Source organism: Rhodococcus pseudokoreensis, assembly GCF_017068395.1.
GTDB lineage: Bacteria > Actinomycetota > Actinomycetes > Mycobacteriales > Mycobacteriaceae > Rhodococcus_F > Rhodococcus_F pseudokoreensis.
This window is the reverse complement of record NZ_CP070619.1, coordinates 2324891-2341372: the sequence shown is the minus strand read 5'-3', so window position 1 is coordinate 2341372 and position 16482 is coordinate 2324891. Positions and strand designations below refer to the sequence as shown.

Below are 16482 nucleotides of genomic sequence, written 5' to 3'. Positions count from 1 at the left end.
CCTCGGGCTTTCACGCTGGTCATGCCCCGGCCGCGTGTTGATCATGAAGAAAGGTGCTCTGAACTGCAAGAATATGGCTTGCTGAGGGCCGATATTCACTTCGTTCGAGGAGCACCTTTCTGGTGGGCAAGTCTACTTCGTGGTACCCGTCGCTGTCCGTTGACCCCGCCGGAACCGGTGTCGTGTCGCACGCCGGGGCGGTGTTGTTGCTACGCACCGCAGAGAAAACTGGTCTGACGACCGCGTTGTCGAGTGCGCTCGAGCCGTGGCGTAAACCGACGACCTCCCACGATCCGGGCAAGATCATCGCCGATCTGACGATGGCACTCGCCCTGGGCGGCGACTGCCTGGCCGATATCGCGCTGCTGCGGGAAGAACCCGCAGTCTTCGGCCGGGTGGCGTCCGATCCCACCGTCTCGAGACTGATTGCCGCATTGGCCGCTGACGCTCCGAAAGCGTTGGCGGCAATCAACTCCGCCCGTTCGACAGCCCGACGGATCGCCTGGAACGCCGCCCGTGAACAGGCTCCCGACCATGCCATCGACGCCGGACATCCGCTGATCATCGACCTCGACGCCACACTGGTCACCGCCCACTCGGAAAAGGAAAACGCTGCCGCCACCTACAAGAGAGGGTTCGGTTTCCACCCGCTGTGCGCGTTCGTCGACCACGGACCGGACGGCACGGGCGAGCCGTTGGCAATGATGCTGCGCCCCGGCAACGCCGGCTCCAACACCGCCGCAGACCACATCGAACTGATACGGCAAGCATTGCGGCAGTTGCCGTTCACCGCCAAGGGCGGCCGGGTCGGCCGCAAGGTACTGATCCGCACCGACGCGGCCGGCGGCACCCATGCCCTCATCGACTACCTGACCACACAGAAGTTGTCGTACTCGATCGGATTCGGTCTGACCGACACCATCGTCGCCGCTATCGAAACCCTTCCCGAGCAGGCCTGGATCCCCGCCGTGGACGCGGACGGGCAACCACGCGACGGCGCCTGGGTCGCCGAAGTAACCGGACTACTCGAGTTGCCGGGCTGGCCCGACGGGATGCGGGTTATCGTCCGCAAAGAACGCCCACACCCCGGTGCACAACTGCGCTTCACCGACCGTGACGGGCTGCGGTTGACTGCGTTCGTCACCAACACCGAAGGTGGACAATTGCCCGATCTGGAACTGCGGCACCGGCGCCGGGCACGCTGCGAAGACCGGATCCGCATCCTGAAAGACACCGGCCTCGAGAACCTTCCGCTGCACGGCTTCGATCAGAATCGGATCTGGCTCGCCCTCGTCGCCCTCGCCGTCGAGGTCACCGCATGGATGCAGATGCTCGCGCTCACCGACGACCCAGCCAGTCGGTGGGAGCCGAAACGGCTACGACTACGCCTATTCGCGACCGCCGGTCGCATCGCCCGTCACGCACGGAAGGTGCATCTGCGGCTGTCCGCTCACGCACCCTGGATCGACTTGCTGATCACCGCATTGGCCCGTCTCAACGCAATCCCCGACCCCCTCTGACCAGCGCCAATCCGGCGATCGAGACGAAAGGGAATCAACTTCGGGGCCCTGGACCCCGACGACCACCCGACCGCGTCGGGCGTACGCGCGTTGCCGGGCACCGAATCCACGCCCGAAATACCCAACCTGAAACTGATCAGAGCGACACATCAGACGCATGCAAGATCGAGGCTAGTGCGTGGTGTGGCGACGGGGTGCTGGTATTCTTCTCGTCCGCCGGTCGAGCCTGCTTTATTACCGTAGAGTAAGATAGCGGGTTCGACGATGATGGAGGACGTATGGCCGGCGGCACCAAGCGACTGCCGCGCGCAGTGCGCGAGCAGCAGATGCTCGACGCTGCCGTCGACGTCTTCTCCGACAGAGGTTTTCACGAAACGTCGATGGACGCGATCGCGGCCAAGGCGGAAATCTCGAAGCCGATGCTGTACCTCTACTACGGCTCCAAGGACGAATTGTTCGCGGCCTGCATCCAGCGGGAGGGGCTGCGCTTCGTCGAGGCGCTCGCACCGGCGGGCGATCCCGGGCTGAGCCCGCGCGAGCAACTGCGCCGTGCGCTCGAGGGGTTTCTCGGGTTCGTCGGCAAACACCGCAAGTCGTGGATGGTGCTGTACCGCCAGGCGATGGGGCAGCAGGCGTTCGTCGGCTCGGTGCAGTCGAGCCGCGACCGGCTGATCGAACTCACCGCACACCTGCTCGAGTCCAGCACCAAGGACCCGGAGCCGGGCCAGGATTTCGAACTGATCGCCATCGCCCTGGTCGGGGCGGGTGAAGCCGTGGCCGACCGCGTCGCCGGCGGCGAGATCGAGGTCGACGCCGCCGCCGACCTGCTGGAGTCGCTGGCGTGGCGCGGCCTCGCGGGCAAGAAGAAGCCGGAGTGAACGGGACGCTCGTTCGGTCGGATCGAACGAGCGTCCCGATCGCCGCCGTCAGCGCAGCGTCGCGGTGAGGTGCGGGTAGCCCTTCTTCGGGTGCTTGATCGACAGATCCCAGCCGTCGGCGGTCCGGTCGGCGTACACGTTCAGCGTGGACGGCAGCAGGATCGGCTTGCCGAAGCGCACGCTGTAGGTGACGGCGTCCGGGATCCGGCCCTCCACCGACCCCAGGACGGCGGCCGCACTCCACATGCCGTGCGCGATGGTCTTCGGGAATCCGAAAGCCTTGGCGCCCAACGTCGACACGTGAATCGGATTCCGGTCACCGGACACCGCCGCGTACTTGCCGATCGTCTTCTGATCGACCCGCAGTGTCCGCAGCGGACGCGGCGGCTCCTCCTCGGCCTTCGGCTCGGGACCGGGCTGACCGGACAGCGACGTCTTCTGCTGACGCAGGAACGTCGACGTCTGCTTCCACACCAGTTCGCGTCCGACCCTGATCTCGCTGATCACGTCGATGAGAAGCCCCTTGCGGTGCTCACGCAGATTCTCCGCGTGCACCGACACGTCCAGGGGTTCGACCACCGAGATCGGACGGAACTGCTCGATGACGTTCTCCGCGTGCACGGACCCGATGGCGGGGAAGGGGAAACCCTCGGACACCATCAGCTTCATCACCACCGGGAACACCAGCGTGAACGGGTACGTGAGCGGCAGCGTGTCGCCGAACCGCAGTCCCGTCACCCGGTCGTACGCCGCCAGGTTGTCGGGATCCACGTGCACGCCGTTCAGGACGAGCGTCGTGTCCGGGGCGCTGTGCCCGCTCGCACCGATGACCGGCAGTGCGCTGCGCACGGCGCGGGCATAGATGTCGAGCGTGCCCGGCTTCTCCGTGAGTTGCACGACCTTGCCCGACATCAGGCGCCCAGCAGGCTCTGGCCGCAGACGCGGACGATCTGGCCGGTGACGGCGTTGGACGCGGGGCTCGCGAAGTACGCGACCGTCTCGGCGACGTCGACGGTCTCGCCGCCCTGCAGCAGCGAACTCATGCGACGTCCGGCCTCTCGCGTGGCGAAGGGGATCGCCGCCGTCATCGCCGTCTCGATGAAACCGGGGGCGACGGCGTTGATGGTGATCTTCTTCTTCGCGAGCACCGGCGCGGACGCCTGCACGAGTCCGATGACGCCGGCCTTGGAGGTGCCGTAGTTGGTCTGGCCCCGGTTGCCCGCGATGCCGGCGATGGACGAGACGTCGATCACGCGGCCGCCTTCCTTCAGCGCACCCTTGGCGACGAGGACGTCGGTGATGCGCTGCGGTGCAAGAAGGTTCACGCCGATCACCATGTTCCAGCGACCCTCGTCCATGTTGGCGAGCGTCTTGTCGCGGGTGATGCCTGCGTTGTGGACGATGATGTCGGCGCCGCCGTGCCGTTCGAGGACGAACTCGGCGAGCTTGTCGGCCGCGTCGTCCGCGGTCACGTCCAGGGCGAGGGAGGTGCCGCCGACCTTGTTGGCGGTCTCGGACAGCGCCTCACCGGCGGCCGGGATGTCTGCGCAGATGACGTGCGCGCCGTCGCGGGAGAGGACCTCGGCGATGGTCGCACCGATGCCGCGGGCCGCACCGGTGACGATGGCGACCTTCCCGTCGAGCGGCTTGTCCCAGTCGGCCGGCGCGACGGAATCCTCGGACCCGACGCGAATGACCTGGCCGCTGACGAACGCGGACTTGGCCGACAGCAGGAAGCGCAGCGTGGATTCGAGACCCGACAGTCCGGTGGCGGCCGTCGGCGAGACGTAGACGAGCTGAGCGGTGGCGCCGCGCTTGACCTCCTTGCCGACGCTGCGGGTGAAGCCCTCGAGCGCGCGCTGGGCGATGTGCTCGTCGACGCCGGACGTCTCCTCGGGGGTGGTTCCGATGACGACGACGCGCGCGGACGGTGCGAGGTTGCGGATCACCGGCTGGAAGAACTCGAACAGCTGCTCGAGTTCGGTGACCGAGCCGATGCCTGTGGCGTCGAACACCAGGGCGCCGTACCGGTCGTCGCCCGCGCCCGCGGCGGGGTAGTCGGACAGGAGTTCGCGCAGCGGCTCGACGAGGCGGCCCTTGCCGCCGATCAGGACCGGGCCGGCGAGCGCCGGCTCGCCGTGCTTGTATCGCCGCAGGTTCTCGGGCCGCGGCAGTCCCGCCTTCGCCGCGATGAACGCACCGGGTGCGGATGAGAGGAACTGGGAATAGAGGTCGGGAGCTCCCTTGCTGGCTGCCACGGTCCTACCTTCTGTCGTCGTTTGGCGGTCAGTCACCGAGCACCGAGTGGAGTGCGGTGTCGACAAGTAACTTACTCCTGAGTAAGAATAGTAGCCAACAGGTAATCGCACCAGATCCTTGGAGACGTCAGTGACCAGCAAAGCTCGCACCAACTCGACCTCCGCTGCGGCCCCGAAGCCGGGCGGAAAGCAGCAGCGTCCCGTCGCGATCGTCGGCGGAAACCGTATCCCGTTCGCCCGCTCCGACCGCAAGTACGCGCAGGCGTCCAACCAGGACATGTTCACCGCCACCCTCGACGGACTGGTGAGCCGCTTCAACCTCCAGGGCGAGAAGCTGGGCCTGGTCGCAGGCGGCGCCGTCCTCAAGCACAGCCGCGACTTCAACCTGATGCGCGAATGCGTCCTCGGCAGCGCCCTCAGCCCCTACACCCCGGCCTTCGACCTGCAGCAGGCCTGCGGCACCGGGCTGCAGTCGATCGTCGCGGTCGGTGACGCCATCGCGGCCGGCCGGATCGACGCCGGTGTCGGCGGCGGCGTCGACACCACGTCGGACGCCCCGATCGGCGTCAACGACGAACTCCGCGAATTCCTGCTGTCGCTGAACCGCGCGAAGAGCACCGGCGACCGCATCAAGCTGCTCGGCAACGTCCGCCCGTCGATGCTCGGCATCGAGATCCCGCGCAACGGCGAGCCCCGCACCGGCATGTCCATGGGCGAGCACGCCGCCGTCACGGCCAAGGAATTCGGTGTCCGCCGCGAAGACCAGGACGCACTGGCCGCCGCCAGCCACCAGAACATGGCCGCCGCATACGACCGCGGATTCTTCGACGACCTGGTCACCCCGTTCCTCGGCCTCACCCGCGACGACAACCTGCGTCCCGACTCCACCGCCGAGAAGCTGGCCAAGCTGAAGCCGGTCTTCGGGGTGAAGGCGGGCGACGCCACCATGACGGCGGGCAACTCCACCCCGCTCACCGACGGTGCGTCCGCGGTCCTGCTGTCCACGGACGAATGGGCCGCCGAGCGCAAGCTTCCGGTCCTCGCGCACCTCGTCGATTCCGAGACCGCGGCCGTCGACTACATCCACGGCAAGGACGGGCTCCTCATGGCGCCCACGTACGCCATCCCGCGCCTGCTCGCCCGCAACGGCCTCACCCTGCAGGACTTCGACTTCTACGAGATCCACGAGGCGTTCGCGTCCGTCGTGCTCGCGACGTTGCAGGCATTCGAATCCGACGAGTACTGCAAGGAACGCCTCGGCCTCGACGGCGCACTGGGCTCCATCGACCGCAGCAAGCTCAACGTCAACGGCTCTTCGCTGGCGGCAGGCCACCCGTTCGCCGCGACCGGCGGCCGCATCGTCGCCTCGCTCGCCAAGATGATCGCGGAGAAGGGTTCGGGCCGCGGCCTGATCTCCATTTGCGCCGCAGGCGGCCAGGGTGTGACGGCAATCATAGAGGCGTGAACCGACTGGCCTTTCCGGTAGCTGGGAGACCGGAAAGGCCAGCGTGTGCGCGGTGCGAACGGGGATCCGGCAACGAGGGGTGGCCGGATCCCCGAAAACTTTTCCGACAGGTGTAACGCTGGAGATTAGCTGGCGATATCCCTGTCAGCCCCGTGTTGCTGCCTGACCCCCGACCTGGCAGCAGCGCGGGGCTCTTGCATTTCCGGCGGCCGGTAGGCTGACGTGGGGGTCTCGACCGGGCCTCGCTCGGATCGGATCGCGCTTGAAATGCAACGAGCACCGACGGCAAGCTGAGGCCCGCACGACGGACAACTCGGCGAGAGGGCCACGGTGAACCACGAAGACGGCGACAACGGGAGCACTGCACCCGAACGGTCGACGCCGGACCCTTCCGCGACGCCCGACAGCGTCGAACCCGAGAACACGGCCGACGAGCCTGCTTCGGTAGCGGACGAGGCCGCACTTCCAGACGGCGCCCCGACCACGCAGCCGAGTGCCGACGACGAGGCCCCGACCACACAGCCGAGTGCCGACGAGGCTCCGACCACACAGCCGAGTGCCGACGAGGCTCCGACCACGCAGTTGCACCTCGGTGACCTGGGGGAACGTTCCGAGGAACAGGCCCCGTTGTGGGTGGAGCCGCCGGCGAACGAGGACGTCACACAGGTGATCCCCGCGATTCCGCCGGGTCCCGTTCCCGGCCCTACGCAGGCGTACACAACGGCGGCGGAGGAGCCGACGATGGTGGCCCCGGCTGCCGCGCCGCAGGTCCCGCCGCAACCGGAACCGCAGCCCGCAGAACCACAGCCCGCGGAGAAGCCAGCCGAGAAGACTCCCGCCCGTGCCTCGTGGGTGAAAGTTGCCGCGATCACCGGCGGTGTGATCGCCGTGATCGGCATCGCGTACGCCGCGGACCTCGCGGTGTCCTCGGGGAAGGTCCCGCGCGGGGTGACCGTGGCGGGCGTCGACGTCGGCGGCTCGACCCGCGAGGAGGCGGAGGCCACGTTGCAGGCGCAGGTCGGCCCGCGCGTCGGTCAGCCGCTGACGGTGCAGGCCGGCGACGTTTCGACGGAACTCGTTCCGTCCGCCGCCGGGCTCGGGGTCGACTGGGAGGCCACCCTCGACCGGGCCCATTCGCAGCCGCTCAACCCGTTCACCAGGCTGGCCTCGTTCTTCACCACCGACGAGATCGGGGTGGTGTCGACCCGCGACGAGGCGGCGCTGGCGTCCGCCGTCGACGGTCTTCGCAGTGAGACCGACCGCGCGTCCCGCGAGGGGACCGTCGTGTTCGAGGGCGCGACTCCCGTGCCGGTGGATCCGTCGACCGGGCAGAACCTGAACGGTGAGGGTGCCGAGGCGGCGCTGATCGAGAAGTGGGCGTTCGGCGAAACCGTGGATCTGCCCGTCGACGTCGTGCCCGTGACCGTGACGCAGGAGGGTGTCCAGCGGGCGCTCGACGACGTCGCGGTGCCGGCGGCGTCCGCCGATCTGGTGGTCACCGGTCGTGACGGCAAGGTCGCGACCGCGCCGCGTCAGCAGATCGGCGCCATCGTCGGGTTCGAACCGGACGGCAACGGCGGGTTGAAACCTACGTACAACACCGAGGCTGCGACCGGCATCCTCGCCCCGCAACTCGTGTCGACGGAGATCGTTCCGAAGGATGCGAAGATCACGCTCGACGGGGGTTCGCCCACCGTCGTCCCCGCGGTCGTCGGCGATCTGGTGCAGTGGCCCAAAACGTTGGAGACGCTGCCCGAGGTGTTGCGCGGCAACGGTTCTCACGCAACGCCCGCGGTGTACGGACCGATCCCGCCCGCCCTCACGACGGAGGCCGCGCAGGCGCTCGGTGTGAAGGAAGTGATCGGCGAGTTCACGACCGGCGGTTTCTCGGCGGCGTCGGGGACGAACATCCGGCTCGCGGCCAGCGAGATCAACGGGGCGCTGATCAAGCCGGGCGACACGTTCTCGCTCAACGGGTACACGGGTCCGCGTGGTACCGCGCAGGGCTATGTCGAGTCGGGCATCATCAACAACGGACGCCCGGACACCGCCGTCGGCGGCGGGGTGAGCCAGGTGGCGACGACTCTCTACAACGCCGCGTATTTCGCCGGTATGGAGGATGTCGCGCACACCGAGCACTCGTACTACATCTCGCGGTACCCCGAGGCGCGGGAGGCCACCGTCTTCGAGGGCGCCATCGACCTGCAGTTCCGGAACACCGGAAAGACGGGTGTGATGATCCAGGCCATCGGCGGCGCCTCGGACCTGACCATCCGGTTCTGGGGCACCAAGTCGGTCGACGTCGAGTCGATCACCGGTAACCGCACCAAGCCGACGCAACCCGACACGGTCACCCTGCCCGCCGGTGACCACTGCATCGCCTCCAGCGGCGCACCGGGATTCACCGCCAGCGACACCCGGGTGATCTCCGATCACGCCAGCGGCCAGGAGATCTCCCGGGACACCAGGACCGTCCGCTACGACCCCGTCCCGATCGTGAAGTGCGAGGAACCCGGCGCGCCCAAGCCCGACGAGCGCACCCCGGCCGCTTCGCCGGCCCCGTCCGCTCCGGCGGAGAACCCGACCACCACCCCGAAGCCGAACGGCGGCGGGTAGCCGCACCCGTTCTCTGTTCGCGCACCCCCTCGTGGGCGCGAAAAGTTTTGCGTGAACAGAGAAGTGGTGCGTCTACAGTGCTCGTACCGTGAGCGGCTGCACGGACGGCAGCGGCGCCTGGACGACCCAGCCGCGCGGCGACTCGGCCCGGGCGATTGCGCGGCGGACCCGGTCCACCACCTGCGCGGGTGACTCGAGGTCGTCCCACGTCCACCGCACCACCTGGAATCCGAGGTCGCGCAGTGCATCCTCGCGTTGTTTCTCGGCGAACACCGCGTCGCCGGGTGTTTGTCCGGGTTTCAGCAGCCGTCCGTACTTGACGCGTCCGTCGAACTCTCCGAGCACGACGCCGTCGAAGTGGAAGTCGACGCGCCCGACACGGCGCCCGCCGGGGTCGAACACCTCACCTTGCTGGGAAGGAACGGGGAGCCCGGCCCGCACCAGCATCACCCGGCTTCGCGACTCACCGACACTTTCGCTGTGCCCGCTCACGAAGTGGACGACCCTGCGAGCCGCATCGATTCCGTGCCGGCGCGCGGCGAGGGCGAGCTCGGCGTCCAATTCGTCGCGGCTGATGCCGAGCCTGCGGACCGCCGCGTCACCGGCCACGACGGCCTGCTCGAACGGCAGTGTCCTCGCGAGGTCGACGACGGTCCGCGCCGGGAGCGTCAGCGAGTGCCCGTCCACCACCGCCACCCGGTCTCCGATCGGGGCGCAGTGCACGGTGATCCGTCGCTTGACCCGGCCGCCTCCCCGCCGGTTTCTCGTGACGTGCACGCGGTCGAGCGCCGTTCTCCACAGCGGCAGTCCGTACACGACGGCCGCGGACTGGTGGCTGAGCACAGCGTCGTCCGAGAGGGCGTGAAGGGTCGAGTCGATCAGGAAGCGGTGACGTTCCTCGTCGCCGAGTGCCGAGAACACCGCCGCGGAGAGGTACGCGCCGCGGCCGATGCGTTGCCACTCGCCGCGCGTGTACAGGCGTCGGATCTCGTCGTCGCTGTAGCCGCGGCCCAACGCGTCCTGGCGTCGCAGCATCGCCCCCGGGTCGTGTTCCATGGGAACGATTCTCGCCCGGACGGCGCCGAGAATCCGGCCCGGCGGACCCGGCTGTGGATGAACCGAGGGTTGTGGACAACTCCCGCACTCCTTCTCGGCCCGCGCACACCCCGTCGGGCCCGAAAAGGGGTTCGTGGACCGAGAAGTGGTGCGGCGTCCCGGTCAGGGCACGACAAAGCCCGGTGGCCGGGGACGAATCCCCGGCCACCGGGCCGTGTGAAGGCGATCAGAACGCTGCTTCGTCGAGCTCCATGATGTCGTTATCGAGGTTGGCGACGATGCCGCGGGTGGCGGTCAGCTCGGGCAGCACGTTCTTCGCGAAGAAGGACGCGATGGCGACCTTGCCTTCGTAGAACGCCTTGTCCTTGCCGGAGGCGCCTTCGTCGAGGGCCTTGATCGCGATCTCGGACTGGCGCAGGAGCTGCCAGCCGATGAGGAGGTCGCCGACGGACATCAGGAACCGGACGGAACCGAGGCCGACCTTGTACAGCTCGGACGGCTGCTCCTGGGCGCCCATGAGGTACCCGGTGAGGGTGGCGGCCATGGTCTGGACGTCCTCGAGGGCGGTGGCGAGCAGGGCGCGCTCGGCCTTGAGGCGACCGTTGCCCGCCTCGGTGTCGATGAACTTCTTGACCTCGCCTGCGACGTGGGCAAGTGCCACGCCGCGGTCGCGGGCGATCTTGCGGAAGAAGAAGTCCTGCGCCTGGATGGCGGTGGTGCCCTCGTACAGCGAGTCGATCTTGGCGTCGCGGATGTACTGCTCGATCGGGTAGTCCTGCAGGAAGCCGGACCCGCCGAAGGTCTGCAGGCTGTCCGTCAGGTACTGGTAGGCCCGCTCGGAGCCGACACCCTTGACGATCGGGAGCAGCAGGTCGTTGACGCGGAACGCGAGGTCCTTGTCGGCGCCGGAGACCAGCTTGGCGGTGGCCTCGTCCTGGTGCGCCGCGGTGTACAGGTACACGGCGCGCAGGCCTTCGGCGTACGCCTTCTGCATGGCGAGGGCGCGACGGACGTCGGGGTGGTGCGTGATGGTGACGCGCGGGGCGGCCTTGTCCGTCATCTGGGTGAGGTCGGCGCCCTGGACGCGTTCCTTCGCGTAGTCGAGGGCGTTGAGGTAGCCGGTGGAGAGGGTGGCGATGGCCTTGGTGCCGACCATCATGCGGGCGTGCTCGATGACGTCGAACATCTGCGCAATACCGTTGTGGACCTCGCCGACGAGCCAGCCCTGGGCCGGAATGCCGTGGCCGCCGAAGGTGACCTCACACGTGGCGGAGACCTTCAGACCCATCTTGTGCTCGACGTTGGTGACGAAAGCGCCGTTGCGCTCGCCCAATTCGTTGGTCTCGAAGTTGAAGTGCGTCTTCGGGACGAAGAACAGCGACAGTCCCTTGGTGCCGGGGCCTGCACCCTCGGGGCGGGCCAGGACGAGGTGGAAGATGTTCTCGAACAGGTCGTCGGAGTCGGCGGACGTGATGAACCGCTTGACGCCCTCGATGTGCCAGGAGCCGTCGTCCTGCTTGATGGCCTTGGTGCGGCCTGCGCCGACGTCGGAACCGGCGTCGGGCTCGGTGAGGACCATCGTGGCGCCCCAGCCGCGTTCGACGATGGTGGCGGCCCACTTCTTCTGCTCTTCGGTGCCGTTGTTGAACAGGACGTCCGCGAAGGCGGGTCCGGCCTGGTACATGTGCGCGGCCGGCTGGGCGCCGAGGATCAGCTCACCGATGGCCCACACGACGGACCGCGGCACGGGGACGCCGCCGATCTCCTCGGAGATTCCCATGCGGTACCACTCGGCGTCCCACAGTGCGCGGAACGACTTCTTGAAGGATTCCGGCAGGGTGACGGTGTGGTTCTCGGGGTCGAAGACCGGAGGGTTGCGGTCGGCGTCGGCGAAGGACTCGCCCAGCGGTCCCTCGGCGAGGCGGGCAACTTCACTGAGCATGTTGCGGACGGTGTCGGCGTCGAGATCGCCCCACACGCCGTCACTCAGCGGCTGCTCGAGACCGAGTACCTCGAAGAGGTTGAACTCCAGGTCGCGGACGTTGCTCTTGTAATGGCCCATGTCTTCTGTCTCTCCCAGTGAGATGGTGCGGTCTATCAGTTAGTACCGCCCAAGTTATTACTCGTCGGTAACATCAGCGATATTACGCGTCATTTACCGGACTGCCAAGACTCGGGCGGTGTGCGACGACGAGCGCGTCGATCGCCGTTCCGGTGTCCGTCTCGCGGAATCGCCGTTCGGCGACGTCCACGTTCAGGCGGCCGTCGAGCGCTGTCGCCAAATCTTCTGGCGTATACAGGATTTCGATGTCCTGAGGCCCCCCGACTCCCTGCGACAAGTTAACGGCGTCATGCCCCAAAATCATGAGGATTCCATCAGGTTTCAGCGCAGATATGGCGCGGTTCACAACCTGCAGGCGCTCCTCCGGGGCGAGATGGAGGTAGATCATGAGCACCAGGTCGTACTCGCCGCCGAGGTCCGACTCGGTGACGTCCGCGACGCGGTAGTCGAGCCGTTCCCGGACCGAGCGGGGCGCTTCGGCGGCTACTCGGCGGGCCTTGTCGAGGGCGACGGCCGAGTAGTCGAGCCCCGTCACCTCCCAGCCGCGGGTGGCGAGCCAGTGTGCGTTCCGGCCCTCCCCGCACGCGAGGTCGAGTGCGCGACCGCGGGGGAGCGCGGTGACCTGCTCGACCACGACGGCGTTGGGTGGCGCGCCCCACACCAGTTCGCTCTGTGAATACCGTTCGTCCCAGGCAGCTGCATCCATGCCCCGACGCTAGTACGACCGCTGACGCTAGTACGACCGCTACGGAGTGAGCGTGGTGCGCATCAGGAGAACGTTGTAGTTGTTGTGCACCGTCGTGAGGAAGTAGAGGTCGCGCCCCGACGACCACGGGTGAATGTAGGCGCCGTACGCGGTGGGCAGTTCCCGGGTGTCGACGAGCACCTCGGGTGGGCCCCACGGTCCGGTCACCGACGGTGAGCGGCGCATGACCACGGAGTTGAACTGGTCGGTGGTCAGCATGAGGTATTGCCCGAGGTATTCGTTGTACGCGACGGACAATTCGCCGACGCCGCCCGGCATGATCGGCTTGGCGACGTCGGGGTTGCCCTTGATCCACTTGGCGCCGTCGAAGTACTCGTACGCGCCGAGGTCCATGATCTGCGGTTCCGGGACGCGGGCGATGTGGACGAGTCCGCCGCGCCCGGCAGGCGTGCCGTATTGGTAGACGAAGCCGTCAGCCTTGACGAACGCGCTCATCTGGAAGTTGGCGTTACCCCCGATGTTCGGGCGCTGCGTCTCGGGGGCGACGGTCCAGTTCTCGCCGTTGTCCTGCGAGTAGACGAGGCCGGAGTAGTTGGTGTCCCATGTGCCCGCCGGGCCCCAGTTCTTTACCGACATCATGCTCAGCACCTGGGTGTTGCCGACGGCGACGCCTGCGGTGGGGATGCGGCTGATCTCGACGAACGGGATCTTGGGGCTGGGGACGAGCTCCTTGGACTGGCCGAAGATGTCGCGGGGCGAACTGTCGAAATTCATCCCGTCGGACAGGATGCCGTCCGAGCTGCGGAAAAGGGTGCTGCTGCGCCACGCCCACAGGCTGCCCGACAGCAGGTTGGGCAGTCCGAGCCCGGCGGAGTCGCCGAACGCCGTGAGGACCTGACCCTGGCCGTTGTCCCACATGATGCCGAGGTCGGTGCCGAGGACGTTGGAGTCCTGGGTGCGGTTGGGACCGAGCATGCCGGTCTGCTGCGCGACCGCCTGGGTGCGACCGGTGAGGTGCGGAATCCCGTTGGTGCCGTTGAGTCCGGGGATCGGATTGATGGCGTTGGGGTTCGCGGCAGCCGGGCCCGCGAATGCGATCAACGTCACTGCCGCGCCGATGAGCGAGGCTGCTGCAAGAGCTCTGGTTCGCTTCACGAAGGACACTCCATCTCTAGCAGCAGGCGGCACTGCGTGGCCTGAAGAGACCACTCCCCCTACCGGTGATCAACTGCTGGAAATCGCGAGAAGTCTAACAAGTCTGTTCTTCCGAAAGTGTCGGTTTGACCGCCCTGTTCGTTTCGCCGACGCCTCCACGGATCCGATATTACTCGTCAGTAACAGGAACCGGTGCTACCCGCGGGGCGGCCGCCGACGTAACGTGTGCTGGCGACAAGTCCACACTGCGCGTAACCACGCGGGACCTGATGAGGAGATCGATCGATGGGAAAGCAGATTGCCACCGTGGCTGGAGGTCGGCAGTCCGCCCTTCTCGGGCTCGGCGTGTACCGGCCCGAACGGGTCGTCACCAACGACGAGATCTGTGAACTGATCGACTCGAACGACGAGTGGATCCAGTCGCGCTCGGGCATCCGCAACCGGCGGTTCGCGGCGGAGGACGAGAACGTCGTCACGATGTCCATCGAGGCGGGGCGCAAGGCGATCGAGGCGAGCGGGATCGACCCCGAGCAGATCGGGGTCGTCATCGTCGCCACGTCGACGTACCTGCTGCTGACGCCGCCCGCTGCCGCGCTGGTGGCCGACGCCTTGGGCACCAACGGCCCCGGAGCGTTCGACCTCGGCGGTGGATGCGCGGGCTTCTGCACCGCGCTGACGGTGGCGTCCGATCTGGTTCGCGGCGGATCCGTCGACTACGCCCTCGTGGTGGGTGTCGAGAAGATGAGCATCACCACCGACCCGACCGACCGCTCGACGCGCTTCATCTTCGGTGACGGCGCCGGGGCCGTGGTCGTCGGCAAGAGCGACGTCGCAGGCATCGGACCGGTGGAGTGGGGTTCGGACGGCTCCCAGGCCGACGCCATCGTGCAGGACCTGGATTGGTACGAATACATCACGACGCCGGGTGCCACGCGTCCGTACATCAAGATGGCAGGCACCGCCGTGTTCCGCTGGGCCGCCTTCGAGATGGGCAAGGTCGCGCTGCGGGCGGTCGAGAAGGCCGGCTTGTCGGTCGACGATCTCGACGCGTTCGTCCCGCACCAGGCGAACTCGCGGATCACCGAGGTGATCGCGCGCAGCATGAAGCTTCCCGAGGGCGTGCCCGTGTCCGACGACATCGCCGAGAGCGGCAACACGTCGGCGGCGTCGGTGCCGCTCGCCATGGAGGAGATGCTGCAGTCCGGCGCCACCAAGCCCGGCGACACCGCCCTGCTGCTCGCGTTCGGTGCCGGGCTGTCCTACGCGGCCCAGGTCGTGACGATGCCGGCGCTCGCGAAGAACTGACCCGGTCCCGTCGGGGGCAGGAAAGCAGGGATCGATGGGTGTCACCCGGCAGTCGGTCGCCGTCGCCGTGCTGATGTCCGCCGCCGTGGCCCTCGCGGGCTGCGGCGGCGGGAGCACCGGTGGCGGCGGCACCTCGACGGTCTCCGGCTCTGCGGTGGAACTGAACTCGGGCGGTGACTGCGCGGGCCGCGACGTGATCGTCAACCGGGACGGTGCCGGGGTCGTCCTCGAGGGCGAATGCGGCACCGTGACCATCGAGGCCAACGGCGTCTCGGCGACTGTCGCCACGTCGAACGCGGTCGTCGTGCGCGGTCAGGACACCAACGTCGTCGGCGGACAGACCGGAACGCTCACCATTGCGGGGCGCAGCAACAGTGCCACCATCGACGTCGTCGAATCGATCGAGTTGCAGGGCAACGCCGTGACCGTGCTCGGCAAGCAGGCGGAGCGGATCTCGGTCACCGGAAGCGGAAACTCTCTGAATGTCGACGATTCCGGTGCGATGACGGTGAGCGGCCACGACAACTTCGTGCGCGCGGTGTCCCTCGACTCGCTCGAGCTGACCGGTTCCAACAACTCCGTCGACTGGGATTCCGGTGCGTCGGCCCCGGCGGTCGACACCGGCTCCGAGAACCGGCTCACCCCGCCCGGAGCGTGATCACCGCGCGCCGCAGCCGGTGAGCACCGCGGCCATCGCGTCGCGTTCGGGCGCCGTCACCCAGAGTCGGTACGCCACTTTCACTTCCACCTGCCGTGCCACGTAGGTGCAGCGGTACGCCGCCAGCGGGGGCAGCCACGTCGACGCGTCGGCATCGCTCTTGCGCTGATTGGTGGGTCCGTCCACCGCCTGCAGATTGCGGGGATCGTTCGCGAGGTCGGCCCGTGTCTGCGCGTCGAGGAGCTGAGCGCCCTTCTGCCACGCGTCCGACAGCGCCACCACGTGGTCGATCTGCACGGCGTCCGACGTCTTCGTGCCGCGGGTGAACGCAATGATGTTGCCCGTGTAGAGATCCCGCAACGTGCCCGACTGCACCACGCACTCGCGGGTGCGGTCCCGCGACGTGATGTCGACGAGGTCGCGGCGCAGGATGTCGTTGCGGGTGTCGCAGCCGTTGCGTCCGAGCGCGACCGACACGTTGTCGGTCCAGCTGGGGCCGAACAGCTCCCGGTCGTACCCCGTCTTCGGTGCCCTGCCCTTCACCTCGAGGGTGGACAGCTGGGTGAACGCCGTCTGTATCTGTTGTGCGTCAGTGGCTTCCGACGGCGCGGCCGGCCCGGTTCCGGAGGCGAGGGTGCCGTCGGGGTCCGGCGAGAGCATCGTGACGAGCACGACGACGAGCAGGCCGGCGAGGATCCAGGGCCACTTGGTTCTGAGGGTCGTGATGATGGAGCCGGTGTTCGGTACCGCAGAGCGGGGCATGAATCTCTCCTGAAATCAACGCTGTTCGTCATTTCTATCAG

General features: G+C 67.6%; 13 protein-coding genes. 6 read left to right on the top strand and 7 right to left on the bottom strand.

Annotated elements, in window-relative coordinates:
• Positions 1-122: 122 nt before the first annotated feature.
• Both JWS13_RS16100 and JWS13_RS16095 read left to right on the top strand, forming a co-directional pair.
• Positions 123-1520 carry an IS1380 family transposase gene (locus JWS13_RS16100; protein WP_206005896.1) on the top strand — a complete coding sequence of 466 codons (1398 nt, stop codon included), beginning with the start codon at positions 123-125 and terminating at the stop codon, positions 1518-1520.
• Between the two features lie 278 nt (positions 1521-1798).
• Positions 1799-2398, top strand: a complete 600-nt coding sequence (locus tag JWS13_RS16095) for a TetR/AcrR family transcriptional regulator (RefSeq protein ID WP_005243713.1) — start codon at positions 1799-1801, stop codon at positions 2396-2398.
• Positions 2399-2446: 48 nt separating this feature from the next.
• On the opposite strand, the gene JWS13_RS16090 is transcribed toward JWS13_RS16095, so the two are convergent.
• Positions 2447-3310 (bottom strand): MaoC/PaaZ C-terminal domain-containing protein, encoded by an 864-nt coding sequence (locus JWS13_RS16090; RefSeq protein WP_206006547.1) that lies wholly within the window; start codon positions 3308-3310, stop codon positions 2447-2449.
• Positions 3310-4656 carry a 3-oxoacyl-ACP reductase gene (locus JWS13_RS16085; RefSeq protein WP_206006546.1) on the bottom strand — a complete coding sequence of 449 codons (1347 nt, stop codon included), beginning with the start codon at positions 4654-4656 and terminating at the stop codon, positions 3310-3312. Before JWS13_RS16085 ends, JWS13_RS16090 begins: the two co-directional genes overlap by 1 nt.
• A gap of 130 nt (positions 4657-4786) precedes the next feature.
• Here JWS13_RS16085 and JWS13_RS16080 point away from each other — a divergent pair, with 130 nt between their 5' ends.
• Together JWS13_RS16080 and JWS13_RS16075 are read left to right on the top strand one after the other, a co-directional pair.
• Positions 4787-6121, top strand: coding sequence for an acetyl-CoA C-acetyltransferase (locus tag JWS13_RS16080; protein ID WP_206006545.1), 1335 nt, complete (start codon positions 4787-4789; stop codon positions 6119-6121).
• Between the two features lie 330 nt (positions 6122-6451).
• Positions 6452-8737, top strand: coding sequence for a VanW family protein (locus tag JWS13_RS16075; protein WP_206006544.1), 2286 nt, complete (start codon positions 6452-6454; stop codon positions 8735-8737).
• 72 nt (positions 8738-8809) lie between these two features.
• Here JWS13_RS16075 and JWS13_RS16070 read toward each other — a convergent pair whose 3' ends face one another.
• The 4 genes from JWS13_RS16070 to JWS13_RS16055 form a co-directional block, all read right to left on the bottom strand.
• A complete protein-coding gene (locus JWS13_RS16070) occupies positions 8810-9793 on the bottom strand; it encodes a hypothetical protein (protein WP_206006543.1) in 984 nt (327 codons plus the stop codon).
• Positions 9794-10019: 226 nt separating this feature from the next.
• The gene (locus JWS13_RS16065) at positions 10020-11855 is read right to left on the bottom strand and encodes an acyl-CoA dehydrogenase (protein ID WP_087555025.1); all 1836 of its coding nucleotides are present in this window, start codon (positions 11853-11855) and stop codon (positions 10020-10022) included.
• An 82-nt stretch (positions 11856-11937) separates the two neighbouring features.
• Entirely contained in the window at positions 11938-12561 is a 624-nt protein-coding gene (locus tag JWS13_RS16060) for a class I SAM-dependent methyltransferase (protein WP_206006542.1), read from the bottom strand.
• 39 nt (positions 12562-12600) lie between these two features.
• Positions 12601-13716, bottom strand: coding sequence for a DUF4185 domain-containing protein (locus tag JWS13_RS16055; RefSeq protein WP_206006541.1), 1116 nt, complete (start codon positions 13714-13716; stop codon positions 12601-12603).
• A gap of 285 nt (positions 13717-14001) precedes the next feature.
• Here JWS13_RS16055 and JWS13_RS16050 point away from each other — a divergent pair, with 285 nt between their 5' ends.
• Complete coding sequence (locus JWS13_RS16050; RefSeq protein WP_206006540.1) at positions 14002-15021, top strand: beta-ketoacyl-ACP synthase III; 1020 nt, start codon at positions 14002-14004, stop codon at positions 15019-15021.
• A gap of 34 nt (positions 15022-15055) precedes the next feature.
• A complete protein-coding gene (locus JWS13_RS16045) occupies positions 15056-15679 on the top strand; it encodes a DUF3060 domain-containing protein (RefSeq protein WP_206006539.1) in 624 nt (207 codons plus the stop codon).
• Here JWS13_RS16045 and JWS13_RS16040 read toward each other — a convergent pair whose 3' ends face one another.
• Positions 15680-16441, bottom strand: coding sequence for an HNH endonuclease family protein (locus JWS13_RS16040; protein WP_206006538.1), 762 nt, complete (start codon positions 16439-16441; stop codon positions 15680-15682).
• Between the last annotated feature and the right edge of the window lie 41 nt (positions 16442-16482).

Bases quoted from the DNA above. Each gene is read 5' to 3' on its own strand.
- JWS13_RS16095 (WP_005243713.1), top strand. From the start codon at position 1,799: ATGGCCGGCGGCACCAAGCGACTGCCGCGCGCAGTGCGCGAGCAGCAG.
- JWS13_RS16090 (WP_206006547.1), bottom strand. From the start codon at position 3,310: ATGTCGGGCAAGGTCGTGCAACTCACGGAGAAGCCGGGCACGCTCGAC.
- JWS13_RS16070 (WP_206006543.1), bottom strand. From the start codon at position 9,793: ATGGAACACGACCCGGGGGCGATGCTGCGACGCCAGGACGCGTTGGGC.
- JWS13_RS16065 (WP_087555025.1), bottom strand. From the start codon at position 11,855: ATGGGCCATTACAAGAGCAACGTCCGCGACCTGGAGTTCAACCTCTTC.
- JWS13_RS16060 (WP_206006542.1), bottom strand. From the start codon at position 12,561: ATGGATGCAGCTGCCTGGGACGAACGGTATTCACAGAGCGAACTGGTG.
- JWS13_RS16050 (WP_206006540.1), top strand. From the start codon at position 14,002: ATGGGAAAGCAGATTGCCACCGTGGCTGGAGGTCGGCAGTCCGCCCTT.
- JWS13_RS16045 (WP_206006539.1), top strand. From the start codon at position 15,056: ATGGGTGTCACCCGGCAGTCGGTCGCCGTCGCCGTGCTGATGTCCGCC.
- JWS13_RS16040 (WP_206006538.1), bottom strand. From the start codon at position 16,441: ATGCCCCGCTCTGCGGTACCGAACACCGGCTCCATCATCACGACCCTC.